13 protein-coding genes are annotated in these 18,204 nt (G+C 32.9%); 5 read left to right on the top strand and 8 right to left on the bottom strand.

Annotated elements, in window-relative coordinates:
• Positions 1-6 precede the first annotated feature (6 nt).
• A complete protein-coding gene (locus RCG18_RS16900) occupies positions 7-909 on the bottom strand; it encodes a trans-4-hydroxy-L-proline dehydratase activase (RefSeq protein WP_308037199.1) in 903 nt (300 codons plus the stop codon).
• Between the two features lie 106 nt (positions 910-1,015).
• Positions 1,016-1,576 (bottom strand): XRE family transcriptional regulator, encoded by a 561-nt coding sequence (locus tag RCG18_RS16895; protein WP_308037198.1) that lies wholly within the window; start codon positions 1,574-1,576, stop codon positions 1,016-1,018.
• 673 nt (positions 1,577-2,249) lie between these two features.
• Here RCG18_RS16895 and RCG18_RS16890 point away from each other — a divergent pair.
• The 4 genes from RCG18_RS16890 (at position 2,250) to gltA (ending at position 7,991) form a co-directional block, all read left to right on the top strand.
• Entirely contained in the window at positions 2,250-4,214 is a 1,965-nt protein-coding gene (locus RCG18_RS16890; protein ID WP_308037197.1) for a sigma-54-dependent Fis family transcriptional regulator, read from the top strand.
• 178 nt (positions 4,215-4,392) lie between these two features.
• Positions 4,393-5,559, top strand: a complete 1,167-nt coding sequence (locus tag RCG18_RS16885) for an iron-containing alcohol dehydrogenase (RefSeq protein ID WP_308037196.1) — start codon at positions 4,393-4,395, stop codon at positions 5,557-5,559.
• Positions 5,560-5,721: 162 nt separating this feature from the next.
• On the top strand, positions 5,722-5,907 hold the full coding sequence (locus RCG18_RS16880) for a hypothetical protein (protein WP_308037195.1): 186 nt from the start codon (positions 5,722-5,724) through the stop codon (positions 5,905-5,907).
• Between the two features lie 32 nt (positions 5,908-5,939).
• On the top strand, positions 5,940-7,991 hold the full coding sequence (gltA, locus tag RCG18_RS16875; RefSeq protein WP_308037194.1) for an NADPH-dependent glutamate synthase: 2,052 nt from the start codon (positions 5,940-5,942) through the stop codon (positions 7,989-7,991).
• Positions 7,992-8,548: 557 nt separating this feature from the next.
• Here gltA and RCG18_RS16870 read toward each other — a convergent pair.
• From RCG18_RS16870 to RCG18_RS16860, 3 genes are read right to left on the bottom strand one after another with little or no spacing between them, the layout of a single operon-like run.
• Positions 8,549-8,998: a GNAT family N-acetyltransferase gene (locus tag RCG18_RS16870; protein ID WP_308037193.1), complete on the bottom strand. Its 450-nt coding sequence runs from the start codon at positions 8,996-8,998 to the stop codon at positions 8,549-8,551.
• Positions 8,999-9,036: 38 nt separating this feature from the next.
• A complete protein-coding gene (locus RCG18_RS16865) occupies positions 9,037-10,893 on the bottom strand; it encodes an ABC transporter ATP-binding protein (protein ID WP_308037192.1) in 1,857 nt (618 codons plus the stop codon).
• A 26-nt stretch (positions 10,894-10,919) separates the two neighbouring features.
• Entirely contained in the window at positions 10,920-12,638 is a 1,719-nt protein-coding gene (locus tag RCG18_RS16860) for an ABC transporter ATP-binding protein (protein WP_308037191.1), read from the bottom strand.
• Positions 12,639-12,724: 86 nt separating this feature from the next.
• On the opposite strand from RCG18_RS16860, the gene RCG18_RS16855 reads away from it, so the two are divergent.
• The gene (locus tag RCG18_RS16855; RefSeq protein ID WP_308037190.1) at positions 12,725-13,552 is read left to right on the top strand and encodes a MerR family transcriptional regulator; all 828 of its coding nucleotides are present in this window, start codon (positions 12,725-12,727) and stop codon (positions 13,550-13,552) included.
• Between the two features lie 181 nt (positions 13,553-13,733).
• Here the strand turns inward: RCG18_RS16855 and RCG18_RS16850 are convergent, their stop codons facing one another.
• The 3 genes from RCG18_RS16850 to RCG18_RS16840 all read right to left on the bottom strand — a co-directional run bounded on the left by RCG18_RS16850 (position 13,734) and on the right by RCG18_RS16840 (position 18,113).
• Entirely contained in the window at positions 13,734-14,903 is a 1,170-nt protein-coding gene (locus tag RCG18_RS16850; protein WP_308037189.1) for an amidohydrolase, read from the bottom strand.
• Between the two features lie 15 nt (positions 14,904-14,918).
• Positions 14,919-16,208: an MFS transporter gene (locus tag RCG18_RS16845; protein WP_308037188.1), complete on the bottom strand. Its 1,290-nt coding sequence runs from the start codon at positions 16,206-16,208 to the stop codon at positions 14,919-14,921.
• Positions 16,209-16,505: 297 nt separating this feature from the next.
• Positions 16,506-18,113 carry a PucR family transcriptional regulator ligand-binding domain-containing protein gene (locus tag RCG18_RS16840; RefSeq protein WP_308037187.1) on the bottom strand — a complete coding sequence of 536 codons (1,608 nt, stop codon included), beginning with the start codon at positions 18,111-18,113 and terminating at the stop codon, positions 16,506-16,508.
• Positions 18,114-18,204: the final 91 nt, after the last annotated feature.

Here is an 18,204-nt window from a genome sequence, read left to right as displayed (position 1 = left end):
AATTAATTACCCCCCTATCTCAACTCTTATTCCAGCTTTTTTAAACTTGTCTTTTATTTCTGCCATCCTTTCATTGGATGGTTTTTCCTGACCAGTTAATTTATATTCCATTTTAAGTCTTTTATATTTGTCCATACCCATTTTATGATATGGAAGCAAATTTACTTGTATGACATTTAGATTTGATATGAATTCTACAGCTTCATCTATATTCTCATCATCATCGTTAACACCATCAACTATAGGCATTCTTACATATATATTGCATCCTTTATCTGAAAGTTTCTTTAAGTTCTCTAATATGTTAACGTTTTCTACACCCATATATTTAACATGCTTTTTATTATTCATAATCTTAAGATCATATAAAAATAAATCTACCTTATCAGCTATTTTTTCAAATTTATCCCATGCTGCAAATCCACTGGTATCTACTGCAGTATGGATGCCTCTAGCTTTGCACCTCTTTAGCACTTCCTCAAGAAAATCTGAATAAATCAAAGGCTCCCCACCAGAAAATGTAACCCCACCATTGGATTCATTATAAAATACTTCATCTTTAATGATTTCCTTCATGAGCTCTTGTGCTGACATATCCCTTCCTACATATTCCTTGGCATTATTCGGGCAAAAGTCAGTACATTTTCCACATAATATACACTTAGTTTCATCTACTTTGGGATAACCATTTTCAAGTTCAATAGCCTTTTGTGGACATCTTTTAAAACAAGTCCCACAACCTGTACATCTTTCTTGAAAAAACATAATCTCGTGCTTTTGATTTTGACTTTCTGGGTTGTGGCACCACCAGCATTTTAAAGGACATCCTTTAAAAAACACTGTTGTACGAATGCCTGGTCCATCATGAACAGAATACTTTTGAATATTTATTACAGTTCCTGATCCCATTTTTATCACCCCCTACAATTGATTGATTATGTAATATCTATGTTATGGTTTTAACAAACATTTTTAAAAATATAAGATATTTTAAAATATCTTATATTTTTATATTCTATTTTTTGAACATATTAGGAGTATGCACCGTTAATATTTTAACTGTTCTAGTGGTATAATTTGCCCAATTATGTACAATGCTTGAGCTATAATGAGCACTATCTCCTGGGAATAATTCCTGCTGTTCGCCATTTATAATTAACGTAAGAATTCCTTCTAAAACATATACAAATTCTTCACCTTCATGCTGATATGAATTAATATCTTCTTCGCATTTAGTTGGAAGTATTTCTATTAACCTAGGTAATAAATTTTTATTTTCAATATCATTAGTTAGATGATAGTGTATGAATTGATTATTATCTACTTGAAACACTTCTTTTTCATAACTACGAATTATAATCTTTTTGTTATTTTTTTTATTTTCAAGGAAATAGGATAAGTTAACCTCTAAAGCTTTAGCAATATTGTTTAGAGAATCAATGGCTACAGTTGTCAGACCCCGCTCTAGCTGAGATAAAAATCCTATAGATAAATTCGTTGCAGCGCTTAAATCTTTTAATGTTAGATTCTTATTTACTCTTAATTCTTTTATTTTCTTTCCTACATCTTCTGTCATGTTTCTTCCCTCACATATCCTTAATATATATTATGATTTTATCCGATAGCTAATTAAGCTTCTGGATTCGTTCAATCGAGAATTATATATTGGATAAATCCCTATATAATTCTTAGTTTCACTTTATTATATCATAATTAGATAAAATGAAACCTACATCAGATGTGTTTTGTCTTCAGCTATTTAATAAAAATATAGTTAAATTAAATATAAAAGATGAAAATTTAATTAGAGAAAATTTCATAGTTATAAAATTTTATCAACAATAACCTTTACAATTAACATTATAATGCATTTTATTTTTAAAGTCTACGGTTTTTTTCATATACATGAAATTAATTTTACTTGAACAAAACAATAAACGTAGCAATATACTTATATATATTATATAAATATAAAAGAGCATGTTTACTTTATCTTTAATATGCTCTTTTAACTGGTACTAAAATTATTTAAATTTGACTTAATTTCTTTATATTTTAAATTTCAATATTAGTTCATTAAGTCTCTGAACCAACTGCGACTGCTTTTGTGCAGTCTCAGATAGTTGAATTTTATATAAAAATGCTACATAATAAAAATGAACAGAAATTCTTACTATTACTTATGTAAAAATAAGAACTAATTGTAAGGTAATGCAGAAATTTACCCGTTAGAATTTTGAGGTGATTTTATGGAAAAGGATACACAGAATGTAAAGCAGTATTGGTTGAATTTTTTAAAAGATAAAAAGATAGATGATAATTTGGATGCAGATGTTAGTGAATCTTGGATGAGATGTAGGCATATAAATGTAGACCCCTTTAATTCATCTATTAAACAGGTTTCACAACAAGACCTATCTATAAAATTAAAGCAAAATAAGGAATTAATAGATGTAGCAGAGCCTATTATGGAAAGATTATACAATATAGTTGAAGGATCTGGATTTGTAATAGTACTTACAGATAAAGAAGGCTGCATAATTAAAATAATAGGCGATAAAGAGTGGCCAAAATCTAAAGAATTGCATCTTATATTAGGTTCATTATGGAGCGAGGAGTCTATTGGAACAAATGCTATAGGTACAGCTCTGCATTTGAATAAACCTATACAAATAATAGGTGCAGAACACTACAATGTAGATAATCATTGTTTAACCTGTTCAGCTGCAGCCATCCATAATGAAGATGGCGAACTTATTGGATGTATCAATATGTCTGGGAACTATTCAAAGGCAAACTCTCATACTACAGGTATAGTTGTTTCAGGTGCCTACTCTATAGAAAGACAATTCGCTCTTATAAAATCTAATAAATTGTTAAACGTAATCTTCGATTCCATGTCTGATGGTATGTTGGTTTTGGATAAAAACTTTAAAATAACAAGGGCTAACAATACTGCAGCTAAAATACTAGGAGTGCCTATAGAGGAAATATTAAACTTAAGTATAGACTCTATTTTAAAAAACATGGATATAATTAAGAATAAATTAATTATAGAAAAAAATTATCACAATATGGACTGTAGTTTCTTTATTAGGAACAAAAGGCTAAAATGCAGTATGAATGCTTTTCCTGTAATCATGAATGAAGATATGAATGGAATGGTTATAACTTTTAAAGATGAAGGATCTGTTCATAAAATTGTAAATAGCATGGCTGGCTTCAGCGCCTCTTATAAGTTTGAAGATATAGTAACTAAAGACGAGCTTATGAAGAAAACTATAGATCTTGCTAAAAAGGCATCCTTAACTAGCTGTAATATATTAATAGAAGGCCCAAGTGGTACAGGAAAAGAACTTTTTGCTCAAGCTATTCACAATTATAGTAATAGAGCAAGCGGTCCCTTTGTAGCGGTGAATTGTGCTTCTCTTCCAAAAGAACTTATAGAAAGTGAACTTTTTGGATATGAGAAAGGTGCCTTCACAGGAGCAACTAAGGATGGTCATCCTGGAAAATTTGAATTAGCTAATGGCGGAACTATATTTTTAGATGAACTAGGTGAAATGCCTCTTGATATGCAATCAAAATTATTAAGAGTTTTAGATAACAATAAAATAACAAGATTAGGCGGTACCTATGAAAAAGTTTTAAATGTAAGAATAATTGCTGCAACTAATAGAAATTTAATTGAAGAGATAAATGACAAAAACTTTAGAGAAGACTTATATTATAGATTAAATGTAATGAATGTAAAAACAATACCTTTAAAGTATAGACCAGAGGATATTGAAATCTTAGCAAATCACTTTGTACAAAGATTGAACTTAAAAACTTCAGGAGTTTTTAAATACTTAGATGAAAAATACTTAAAAGCTATAAGAGCTTATCATTGGCCAGGAAATGTAAGAGAATTGCGAAATGTAGTTGAGCGTTCCTATTACTTATGTGAAAGTAATAACATATCAGATGAGCTTTTATACGATTATATTGTCAAATATAAAACATCAACAAAGCTTCATGAGCACTCTATCAAAAAAGATATTTTGACTATAGATGAATTCGAAAAACAAAACATTGAGATAACTATAAAAAAATGTAATGGAGATTTACTAAAGGCTGCTCGCATATTAAATATGAGTAGAGCTACTATATATAGAAGAGTAAAAAAATATGGAATAAATATAAATAAAATTCAAACGGATGTTTTATTGTAAATTTATCCCTCTCAAATTGTTAAAAATATAACTCAAATCTCAAGATTGAGACAAGATTATTCTCACTCTTGAGATTTGTTTGTTAAACAACATGAAAAGTAGCCGTTTTATATTTGGCATAGATTTTGCTTAATAATATCTATGTAAAATAAAAGTGTGTTTTAGGGAGGAATATAAAATGGCAAGATTTACATTACCAAGAGATATTTATTTTGGAGAAAATTCTTTAGAAACATTAAAAACATTAAAAGGTAAAAAAGCTATAATCGTAGTTGGCGGAGGCTCAATGAAGAGATTTGGCTTTCTAGATAAAGTCGAAGGGTATTTAAAAGAAGCAGGAATGGAAGTAAAGCTATTAGAAGGTGTAGAACCAGATCCATCTGTTGAAACAGTTATGAAGGGTGCAGAAACTATGAGAGAATTCCAACCAGACTGGATAGTATCCATAGGTGGAGGATCACCAATAGATGCAGCTAAAGCTATGTGGATATTCTACGAATACCCAGACTTTACTTTTGAACAAGCAGTAATCCCATTTGGTATACCAGAGTTAAGACAAAAAGCTAGATTTGTAGCTATACCATCTACAAGTGGAACAGCTACAGAGGTTACTGCCTTTTCAGTAATAACTGACTATAAAGCTAAAATAAAATATCCTTTAGCTGACTTCAATTTAACACCAGATGTAGCTATAATAGACCCAGCTCTTGCTCAAACAATGCCAGCAACATTAACTGCACATACTGGTATGGATGCTTTAACTCATGCAATTGAGGCTTATGTAGCAGGTTTAAGATCATATTTTTCAGATCCTCTTGCAATGCAAGCAATAGTTATGGTAAAAGAAAACTTATTAAAATCCTATAAGGGAGACAAAGAAGCTAGAGATGATATGCATATAGCTCAATGTCTTGCAGGAATGGCATTCTCAAATGCATTACTAGGAATAACTCATAGTATGGCACACAAAACTGGTGCAGTATTCCACATACCACACGGATGTGCTAATGCAATTTTCCTACCATATGTAATTCAATTTAATAAGAAAGCTTGTGCAGATAGATATGCTACTATCGCTAGAACTTTAGGATTAGCAGGAAACACTGATGAAGAATTGGTAGATTCATTAATAGCTATGATTCAAGATATGAACAAAAATATGGATATTCCTCTAACATTAAAAGAATATGGAGTAACAGAGGAAGATTTCAAAGCAAATTTAAATTATATAGCTCATAATGCTGTGCTAGATGCTTGTACTGGATCAAATCCAAGACCAATAACAGATGAAGAAATGAAAAAGTTATTTGAGTGTACTTACTATGGAGAAAAAGTAGAATTCTAGTTTGAAACTCTATAATCTAAAATCTCAAAAATGACACTTATATTTGTGTCATTTTTGAGATTTTGTTTTGTATATATGTTGAAAAATGTATTTTGTGATATTGGCATAGTTTTTGCTCATTAAAAATAAAGTCAAAATAAGCAAAATCAAAGGAGGAAACAAATGTATAAAATAGTTAAAAAAAGAGAATTAGCACCAAACATAATACTTTTGGATATAGAAGCACCAAGAGTAGCCAAATCAGCAAAACCAGGACAGTTTGTAATAGTAAAGACAGATATAAAAGGAGAAAGAGTACCTCTTACAATTTGTGATTATGACGCAGAAAAAGAAACAGTTACTATATAGTAATTCAAGCTATAGGATGTTCTACAAATAAAATGGTGTCCTTAAAGGAAGGAGATTATATTGCTGACTTTGCAGGGCCTTTGGGCCAACCATCAGAATTCATACATGAAGATATAGAAACTTTAAATAATAAAAAAATAATATTTGTAGCAGGTGGTGTAGGCGCTGCACCAGTATATCCTCAAGTAAAATGGTTGAGAGAAAATAACATAGATGTAGAAGTTATAATCGGAGGAAAAACTAAGGAATATCTTCTTCTTGTAGACGAAATGAAATCCCTAGGTGCTGTTGTGCATACTTGTACAGATGATGGTTCATCAGGTTTTAAAGGCCTTGTAACTAATCTTTTAAAGGATCTTATAGATAAAGGAAATAAATACAGCGAAGTAATAGCTATCGGACCAATGATTATGATGAAATTTGTAGCTAAGCTTACAAAGGAATATGATATAAAAACAATAGTAAGTTTAAATACACTTATGGTAGATGGAACAGGTATGTGTGGCGCCTGCAGAGTTACAGTAGGCGATTCAACTAAGTTTACTTGTGTTGATGGTCCTGAGTTTGATGCTCACTTAGTAGACTTTGATGAAGCTATGAGAAGACAATCTCTTTACAAGAGTGAAGAAGGTAGAAAGCTTATAGCTGAAGAAAAGAAAAAAGGACACACTTGCAGCTGTATGGATGGAAACAAAAAAACACCAGATAGAATGAAGAGAATACCAATAAAAGAACAAGACCCAAAAGTAAGAGCTAAGAACTTTGATGAAGTTTGTTTAGGCTATACACAAGAGGAAGCTATGCAAGAAGCTTCTAGATGTCTTAACTGTAAAAACCCTAAATGTGTTGGTGACTGCCCTGTATCCATAAATATACCAGCATTTATATCACCGGTTAAGGAAGGAAATTTTGAGGAAGCATCCAAAATTATAGCTAAATCAAGTGCACTTCCTGCAGTATGTGGAAGAGTTTGTCCTCAAGAAAGCCAATGTGAAGGTAAGTGTGTACTTGGAATAAAAGGTGATGCTGTAGCTATAGGTAAGCTTGAAAGATTTGTAGCAGATTGGTCAAGAGAAAATGATATAGATCTATCAGATAGAAAACCTAGCAATGGTAAAAAAGTTGCAGTTATAGGCAGCGGTCCTGCAGGACTTACTTGTGCTGGAGATTTAGCTAAATTAGGTTATGATGTAACTATATTCGAAGCACTGCACGAAGCTGGTGGAGTTTTAGTTTATGGAATTCCAGAATTCAGACTTCCAAAGGATACTGTAGTTAAGCATGAAGTAGAAAATGTTAAAAAACTAGGTGTTAAAATAGAAACTAACGTAGTAGTAGGAAGAACTGTTACTGTAGATCAACTTTTGGATGAAGAAGACTTTGATGCTGTATTTATTGGATCAGGTGCAGGACTTCCTAAGTTTATGGGAATACCAGGAGAAAACTTAAATGGAGTATTCTCAGCTAATGAATTCCTAACAAGAAATAATCTTATGAAAGCTTTTAAAGAAAATTATGATACACCTATAAAAGCAGGCAAGAAAGTAGCTGTTGTAGGTGGAGGAAACGTTGCTATGGATGCTGCTAGAACAGCATTAAGACTTGGAGCAGAAGTTCATATAGTATATAGAAGATCAGAAGCAGAGCTTCCAGCTAGAGTAGAAGAAGTACATCATGCAAAGGAAGAAGGAGTAATATTTGATGTTCTTACAAATCCTACAGAAATCATAGGAGATGAAAATGGATGGGTTAAAGGCATGAAATGTGTAAAAATGGAACTTGGCGAAGCCGATGCATCAGGACGAAGAAAACCTGTAGTTGTTGAAGGTTCAGAGTTCATATTAGATGTTGACACTGTGGTAATGTCTCTTGGAACATCACCAAATCCATTGATATCTTCAACTACAAAGGGCTTAGAAATAAATAAGCATAAATGCATAGTAGCAGAAGATGAAACAGGAAAAACTTCAAAAGATGCAGTATATGCAGGTGGCGACGCTGTAACAGGAGCTGCTACAGTAATACTAGCTATGGGGGCAGGTAAAAATGCTGCTAAAGCTATTGATGAATATTTAAGCAAATAAATTAGTTGTGAAATAAAAGATTTATTAACAATCCCCAGAAGTTCTTGCTGAATCTCTGGGGAATTTTTTATCCTTCAAAGCAATTCAAACTACTTTCTATAAGTTGACACCAATACTTATCAAAGTTATTCCAATGTAAAATCCTGTTTTTACATTAAAAAGAATAAAGATTATAATATAAAGCATAACTTACATATTTAAATAGTCCAAAAGGAAGTGATACAATTGTTAACTGTCCAAGAGAAAGCAATTAAATACGCTAAAAAGGTTCAGGGCAGCTTCTTAGTTAGAAATCGTACTAATAGCGTAACCTGTTGATCAGGAACTACGACGAAAGTCACGAGTCTCAGTGTTGAGATTGTAAAAAACTTTAGAAAAGAAGAAATTCATGATGAATATGAATATGACGGAGTTAAAATTTACGTGGTAAACAGTTTAATCTTAAAGGAAGATGCTTATATTTTTATGCTTCCTAAGTTTCCATTCATTAAGCCTATTTTTGATGCAAAAGGAATAGAAATAAAACGGTATTGATTTAATAAATTTATTAAATTATACTATACTACCTTTACCATTATTTTTTCTCCATTAATATCCTGTTCTTCATTAAACTTAAATCCGAATTTTTGGTATAGATGTAATGCACACTGATTGTCATCATAAAGACTTAGATAGATTTCATCACAATTATATAGTTTGACAAGGTGTGCAATTAATGCTTCTAACATGATACTTCCAAGTCCTTGTCCTTGAAAATACTCATCAATTAAATATCTATCCAGCCACACCCTTCCCTTCTGACTCTCTCCTGGGAAGAATCCATACATTGCAAATCCAACCAAAATCCCATCTTTATAAAGTCCTGCTGGTTGATAGTAGTTGCATTCTACGGCATCTTCTAAACATTGTTTTGTAGATTCCACATATGATTTTTGAGTCGTACTTACATCTAAAGATAAAACTTCTTTTAAGTTTTCTTTTGTAACCTCTCTAATTTCGACATTCATATATTTCCTCCTTAAGATTAGACTGCATTGCAGAAGAATTATACTTCTGCTGCTGCCTTATTAGCAAACTGACTATTATAAAGCTTCTCATAAAATCCTTTTTTATCAAGAAGCTCCTGATGTCTTCCTTGCTCAATGATTGTTCCCTTTTCCATTACTAAAATTAAATCTGCATCACGGATAGTAGACAATCTGTGAGCAATCACAAAGCTGGTTCTTCCTTGCATCAAATGGTTCATTGCTTTTTGGATTTCTACTTCGGTTCTTGTGTCAACGCTAGACGTTGCTTCATCCAGAATCAGAATTGATGGATTGGCAAGTATAGCTCTTGCAATAGTGAGAAGCTGTTTTTGCCCCTGAGATACATTGGAGCCGTCCTCATCTAAAATTGTTTGATAACCCTGGGGCAATGTTCGGATAAAATGGTCAGCACGAGCAGCCTTTGCTGCAAGTATCACGTCGTCCAAATCCGCATCCAATCGGCTGTAGCCGATATTATCCTGTATGCTGCCGTGAAAAAGCCATGTATCCTGCAGCACCATTCCAAACATAGTTCTTAGTGAACTACGGCTCAGCTCTTTAATATCTACGCCATCAATAGTAATTCTTCCACCCTGAGTTTCATAAAACCGCATGAGTAGGTTGACAAGTGTTGTTTTTCCTGCCCCTGTGGGGCCAACAATGGCAATTTTATCTCCAGAATTTAAATTGATATTAATATCCTTCATCAGAATATTGTCGTTGCTATAACCAAATTTCACATGTTCAAATACAACTTCTCCTTTAGAATTTTTAATAAGCTTACTATTTGACATATCTGGAGTTTCTTCTATCTCGTCCATTATTTCAAAAACACGCTCTGCTGATGCTACAGCAGATTGAAGCATATTTATAATATATGAGATTTCTGTCATTGGCTCGGAGCACATGTCCACATATTGAAGAAATGCCTGAATGCTTCCCAGCGTCATGGTTCCCTGTACTGCGAAAATACCACTTATAACGGCAATGATAACATACCCGATTTTTTCTAAAAACCTTATAAATGGAGCAATTGAGTAAGCTGAGAACTGCGCTTTTCTGTTTGCATCATATAATCTCTGATTTATCTTCCTAAAAGCTTCCAATGAATCCTTTTCTCCACTGAAGGCCTTAATGATAAGCTGTCCTGAAAATGTTTCTTCAATGGTACTGTTTAATTCACCGAGAATTCGCTGGTTATCCGCAAAATATCCCTCTATTTTAGGTGAGATTCTCGTTGTTACAAGCATGGACACAACAAGCGTTATTATAGCAATTAGCGTAAGAACAGGGCTTATTGTCATCATAATAATTATGGCAATTATTATAGTTACTACGGAAGTAATGAGCTGCATTAATCCTTCCTGTAAGCTATCCGCAATTCTCTCCAGGTCATTGGTGGCACGACTTAATATGTCACCTTTCTTGTGGGTATCATAATATTTTAGCGGCAAGCGATTGAGCTTGTCACTTAATTCTTTACGCAGACCCAAGGTAAGATTTTGTGATACACCTGACATCATATATTGCTCGAAATATTTAAATAGTGAAGTTAAAATGTAGATTATTAGTAAGATTCCAACAATCTCTCCCATTGTGCTAATATTCACACTGAATTTCACGCCGGTTTTCACAGATGCTTTGATGCCGTTATACAGCTGGTCTATAGCTTTTCCCATTACCAAGGGAGCGGCAATGATAAGTGAAGAACTGATCAACACTGAAATTAAAATTGCCAAAAACCTAAATTTTTGTTTTACTAAGAGCTTTATTAAGCGTAGAGTAGTTCTCTTTGCATTTTTTGCTCTCTCGATTGAGGTATCTGCAATACCATTATCCTCTACTTTGATTTTCTGGTTTGTATTCTCGTTCATAGTGACCTCCATTACTGTTAAATCTGTTAGGCCTCGCTAAGTTGGGAAGCCGCAATCTGTTTATAGACATCACAGCTTTTCATTAATTCCTCATGTCTTCCGATGCCTACAATTTTTCCTTCATCTAGTACAATAATTCTATCTGCATCCATTATGGTACTAATGCGCTGTGCCACAATGACGGCGGTGGAACTGCCTATTTCACTTTTTAGTGCTCTTCTAAGCCTTGCCTCTGTCTTAAAATCAAGGGCAGAAAAGCTGTCATCAAAAATGTATATTTCTGGCTTACGAATCAACGCTCGTGCAATTGACAAACGCTGCTTCTGGCCACCTGACAGGTTATTGCCGCCCTGTGCAACATGAGAGTCATATCCATTTTCTAGACTAGTAATAAAGTCGTGAGCCTGCGCTACCTTCGCAGCATGCTCTATCTGCTCTTGTGCGGCATCCTTTTTACCATATCTGATATTCTCTGTTATTGTTCCGCTAAAAAGAAATGCTTTCTGAGGAACAAGTCCAATTTTATCCCGCAGCTCTTTTTGTGATAAATTCCTGATGTCCGTACCGTTTACCCTAATACAGCCGCTTTGAACTTCAAAAAACCTTGGAATCAGCTTTGCTATCGTTGATTTTCCCGATCCAGTACCTCCTATGATTGCTGTGACTTCTCCTGATTTTGATTCGAAGCTCAAATTACTCAGTACTGGTTCCTCTGCATCAGAGTATTGAAAGGTAACACTCTGGAACTCAAGATGAGCATATTCTCTTCTTTTCAAATGTTTTGAACTTCCGTCTGTGATTTCAGGAGCTATAGCAAGTACTTCATTAATTCTATCGGCGCAGGCCTGTGCACGGGGAATATACATAAACATCATGACACCCATAATAAGGAAATACAAAATAAGAAAACAGTATTCTGCCATAGCCATTATATCGCCAATCTGCATATTACCCTTCACTACTCTTTTTCCGCCAATCCATAGAATACAGACAATCCCCAAATTCATAATCATCATAATCGCTGGAATTAAAATAGCAATTATTTTATTTACTTTAATAGCATTACCTGCATAATCAGCAGCTGCTGTATCAATTCTGCCTTTTTCATATTTCTCACGATTAAATGCACGAATAACACGAATGCCTATAATCGTTTCTCTAAGAATACGATTGATATTGTCCATTTTAATTTGCATCAGCTTAAAAAGAGGAATAACCTTTTTCCCTAACAGAAAGGCAATTAGCATAAAGGTAATCATAGTTGCCACAATAATGAGCGCCATTACCTTATCCTTTGCAAAAGCGAGACACAAGCCTCCTACGGCCATAATCGGTGCAGGTAGTAACATTTGAATAAACATTACTGTAGTTTGCCCAATTAAGGTAACATCGCTGGTAGTTCTTGTAATCATGGATGCTGTGCCTATTTTATTAAAGTCATTTATAGAAAACTCCTGTGCTTTCATGAACATTGCTTCTCGAATATCCTTTGCAAATCCAGAAGAAAGATTCGCAGACAGCCGAGAGCCTGCCACAGCAGCCGCTGCCGTTAGTGCTACTGTTAGCAGCATGAATACTCCAGTTTTGATAATATATGATATATCTCCTTTCGACACACCGTTGTTTACAATTTCAGCGGTAAGTGCTGGGATATATAAGGTACCTAGTGTCTGTAAAAATGTAACCAATAATATAACAATAACTACTTTTTTATAGGGCTTTAAAAAACGAAACAATCTTAACATATGAATCTCCTTTTTATTGCATTTGCTTGTTGCTAGTTTTATAATAATGTATAACGTAACCGGATAGTCAAGAGGAGTGTGAAATTATGAACAAAAATTTACAGAATTATTTTACAACAGGGGAATTTGCAGAACTTTGTGGTGTAAATAAAAGAACCCTTTTTCACTATCATGATATCGGACTGTTTCGTCCTGCTATAACAGATGAAAAAGGCTACCGATATTATTCATACCGCCAGTTTGATGTTTTTTTAATCATATCCATACTAAAAGAATTAAATGTTCCGTTGAAAAAAGCGAAAACATATCTTGATGAAAGAACACCTGAGGGGTTAATTAATTTATCAAAGTCAAAAATTGCAGAAGTTGATAAGGAAATAGAGAAGTTAATTACAATCAAACACTTATTGGAAGAAACTATTGTCTTTACGAATAAAGGAATACACGCAGATTGCAATAGAATCATGCTTGAAGAGCAGGAAGAAGAATACATAATCCGCAGCGCTTTGCTGAAGGAAGAAAGTAATAAGGATTATATAAAATGGATGCTGGAGTTTACGAGCTTCATAAATAGCACTCAATCAAAAGATACTTCTTTTGTAGGTACAATGCTTAGCAAAGAGAATATTGCGAATAGAAATTACAACAATTATTCTTATTTTTTTGCAAAAACAAGCAAAAAACAAATAAACTCTTCAATCACTATAAAACCGAAAGGTTTGTATGCTGTTGCTTATCACCATGGAAGTTATGAAACTATGTGTAAAACTTATGATAAGCTGTTAAATTTCCTTGAAAAAAACCACTTAAGCATGGGTGAATTCGCCTATGAGGAATATCTTTTAGACGAAGTTGCTGTGAAAAGTGAAAATGATTATATTACACAAATTACAGTTACTGTTGAAAAAATGTAAGCTAAGAATTGAATAATCTCATACATACAGAATGGCAGGTGTAGTAATCACCTTCATGAGTTAAGAGCAGCTTAATATTGAAATAAAACTTACAATAAAAGAGAGTATTGCAAACTACTTTAAAGTAGTTTTGCGACACTCTCCTAAGGTTTTTTATCAAATTATTTCCCATTAAACCATTCTAGTTATTATTTAAAAAATCTAGAGCAAATTGTACATGCAATGCTGTGCCATATTTTAAGGAATCTTCATCAATCTTATATTTTTCATTATGTGCATAGTATGTACATCCCTTTTCCTCATTTTTGTGTCCAACCATTGCAAAAATTCCTTTAGCATGTTGAAAATAATATGATATATCTTCTGATCCCATTAATTTTGGTGAAGCTATGTTTTTCCCTTCTCCAAAGACTTTTTTAGAAGCATTATCTGCTATTGTTGTTAATTCTTCATCATTATAAAGACTAAGTGCACTTTGCTCTATGACTACATCAACCTTAATCTCATAAGCATCTGCAATAGCCTTTGCATGTCTTTTTATTGCTTCATGCACTACTTCTCTAACCTTAGGGTCAAAGTATCTCATTGAAATATCAATATCTGTGTATTTGCTAACGATATTTGCCTTTGTTCCTCCAACGAACTTTCCTACTGAAAGAACCACTGGCTGCTGTGGATCAACATTTTTAGTTACTATTCCCTGAAGATCTGTAACAAAAACACATGCAGGATGAATTGTATCTTTGGCAAGATGTGGAACTGAACCATGTCCTGATACTCCTTCAAACTTAACATAAATAGTATCACAGCCTGACATTCTATATCCTGGAGTAATATCTACATACCCTGTTTCTAATAAGCACATTGCATGAATACCGAAGCAAGCATCAACTCCATCCATTCCACCTGCTTCTATTATTTTTTTTGCACCTGAGAAGGTTTCCTCGCCCTCCTGGAAAAAAAGTCTAACCTCTCCTGATATCTCATCTTTCATTTCAGATAAAATTTTTGCAGCACCAAGAAGCATAGCAGCATGGGCATCATGACCACAAGCATGCATTACACCGGGATTTTTGGATTTGAATTCAACATCTGATTCCTCTTTTATAGGAAGAGCATCTATGTCTGCTCTTAAAGCTACAGTTTTCCCCGCTTTAGCACCCTTTAGTGTCGCTATTAAAGAGGTGCTTCCTGCTTTCTTATAAGGTATCCCCAATTTATCTAATTCTTTCATAATTTTTTCTTGAGTTCTAAATTCTTCTCCACTAATCTCAGGATTCTCATGTAGATCCCTTCTGAAGTTTATTATATAACTCTCAATAGATTTAGCCTTGTTTAACATATTCGACATCTAAAAACACCCTTTCTATCCTTTATAAATATTCTCACACCTAGTTTCACTAGTCAGTAATGTAAAAGTCAAAGCTATAATAGAAGAAGCAACTGGAACTATAAATGCCTTTTGATAAGCCGCGGCAGTGGATAATCCAGCTGCAGCATTTATATCAATGAATTTTCCACATATTATTGGGAGAACCGCCGCAAAAAGAAACCCGCATACATTTACTATAGACATTGACATTCCTGCAAGTTTTGGATTGCTAACCTCTTTTCCTACAGACCAGCATATGACTCCAATTGAACCTGAAATACCAATTAACACTACAAATATTAATATGAACCATTCAGGAGTTTTTGCAAAAACTAATATTACCCATGCTGCAGTTGAAATTGATGCAAGTGTTATCATAGGCAACTTTCTATTCTTGAGCATATCCGATATTTTTCCAATTAATAAACATGATATACCTCCAACCAATACAGCTATTGAAATAAGGTTAGCTGCATAAGTTTTACTCACTCCATATACAGACGTAATATACGTAACTCCAAATGTTCCACTAAATAGAAGGAAGCATCCATTTATTCCTCCATAGGCAAACGCAGGCCCCCAAATTTTTGGATTCTTAACTATACCTACTAATTGTAATAAAATACTTTGAGATTCTACCGCAGCTTGAACCTGTTGAGGATTAACCTCAGGTAATCCCTTTTCAGTAGGAGTATTTTTAACAAATATTATTACTAAGATAGCAAGTACTACTGTCGCAATACCCATAATTCCGAAAGAGCCTCTCCATCCTATAACACCAACTAATGCTATAAGCGGAGCTTGTGCAAGAAGACCTCCCATACCTCCTATAAAGCTTGTGAGACCACTCATAGAAGCGAAATCTTTAGCAGGAAACCAGTTAGCCTGAATCTTTAATATTGATAAGAATACCACAGACACTCCAAGACCAACTAAAAGCCTACTAAAATATGCCATGAATATACTAGCAGATAATGAGAATGTTATTGATCCTATAGCAGCAACTATACAACCTGTTATAACAGTCTTCTTAGGACCTAAATGGTCAGCTAAAATACCTGTAGGTATTTGCATTATAGTATATGCATAAAAGTACATAGCACCTAAGTTCGCTATTTGTGTAGCATTCATTCCAAAAGATTTCTTAAGGTCACCTACAATAACTCCAACTGAAAGCCTGTGAAAGAATACAATAATATAAATAGCTACAAGTATTCCCCAAACCACCCATCTATAGGAGCTCACTTTTGATTTATCTTCCAAAGACACATTTTTTGAAATCACTCACATCTCCTCCTTATATGAAATTAATATAATTAAGAAATTACTTATGTCTCCTCCTCATAATATAAAATTAATATAATTATCCTGAGCTCATTATGATTATTATACTTATTAATTTAAGCGTTTTCATTATACCTTAGTAATAAAAAAATCATCATATTTTTGTCCAAATAGACAAATAGATTAGTTTAATGCTGAGTTTGATATAGTTATATTCCCAGGTACAATTTAGCTTTCAATCTAGAAGCCTTACAGTTAAAAAAGGAACTATAAAAATTTTATAGTTCCTTTTGTGAATCACTCTGTCATTTGATAAATTTTTAATGCCAGTGATAATTTCAATCTAATTTCATTTTCGTTTAAATCTTCATTTAACAGCTCACAGACTTTTTTATATCTATATTTTATAGTATTATAATGTACGTACATATCCTTTGCAGAATCTTTTAGGTTCCAATCATTTTCCAAGATGCAAATCATGGTTTTTAGAAGCTCCGAATTATATTTTTCATCATGTTCTATTATTTTTCCTAGACTTGATGTATAAAACTCCTGAGCTTCTTCATTTTTATATATAGAATAAAGCAGCCTGTACACACCGAGTTCTTTGTGAAATATTGTAGCATTCTTTTTATATAATACTCTTCCTACCTTAATTGATATAATAGCTTCATTATAACTTTTATATATGCTCATTATGTCATTCGTAAATTCCCCAAAACCCACCATTACAGTAAAATCAAAATTTTTAAAAATTGCATTCCTTATTTCATCTCCAATTTTTTTCAAATAAGTATTCATTGTCTTTAAGTCCATACCATTAGGCTGTAGAATAAATACTATACTGTCACTAAATTTCCCGTAAATAGCATTTTTGAAAGAGAATTTTACGATCTCTATGGAGTTCTTAAAAATTTTTTCCCTTATAAGTTCGAGTTTAGCATTAAAATTCTTATGCTCAAGTTTTAAATATTTCTCTTTAAAGTTATCTATATCTACTACCATTACGTAGATATCTTTTGAAAGATCCCACCCATATATAGCTGCTCTCTTTTTCGCCTCGCCTTCAAATTTTATATTATTCATGATAAGATCCTGTACAAATTCATTTTTATGCCTATCTTCTATTTGCATACTGGATATTTTTTTCTGAACAGCCAGGACAATCGCTGTATTTGCATGAGTTAAAGCATTATAATCATCATTTTGCTGCTTAGATTCTTTAGCTTTTAAGTATATTATGTATCCATAAGTTTCATTATTTACTCCTATTGTGTAATAATTATAACTTTCTAAAATATCTTTAAGGTTAAAATTCTCTATATCACTTGGTATACTGTGTACATTTTTCGAAAAATACATTTTTTGAAAATGTAAATCATAATAGAGAATGTCCTCATTTAATATATCTGATAGAACATTTATTATGCTCTGTGTTTCTTCATTATTAATTACTAAATTTGTAAATGTCTTATGAATTTCCTCTGAGATTTTTAATATTTCTGATTGATGATCTATTATTTGTAATAAAACGGGGTTAATAACTTCAATAAAAGCTAGGCTTGCAGGAACCTCAACTATTGGAAACTGAATTTCATCAGCAAGGCGAACAACATCTTCAGGAAGTTTATCAAAAAACCTTTTCAGTTTTATAAATAGCGCTGAAATACCAGCTTTATGTAAATCCATTATTATATTACAAAACTTATTAATATTTATTTTAAAGATATAACCGCTGGATAATACTATTTCACCACCTTTGGTCCATGGGAATGGATCTGGCGCATCCATAACTGTTATGGACCTAGCTTTTCTATTTAATCCTTTTTCTCCAGCCAGTATTTTGAAATTGTTAAATTTAGGATTGTCAAGTATATTTCTTATTGTTATATTTTTATTCATCATTCATCCCCTCCTAACTAGCTTAAAAATAGTTATTAAATATTTGATTTTGAACTTCATTAAAAGTATTTTAACAGAAAGATGCGAAATATAG

The sequence above is a fragment of the Clostridium sp. OS1-26 genome (assembly GCF_030915445.1).
Classification (GTDB): domain Bacteria; phylum Bacillota; class Clostridia; order Clostridiales; family Clostridiaceae; genus Clostridium_AM.
This window is presented reverse-complemented; position numbering and strand designations above follow the sequence as displayed.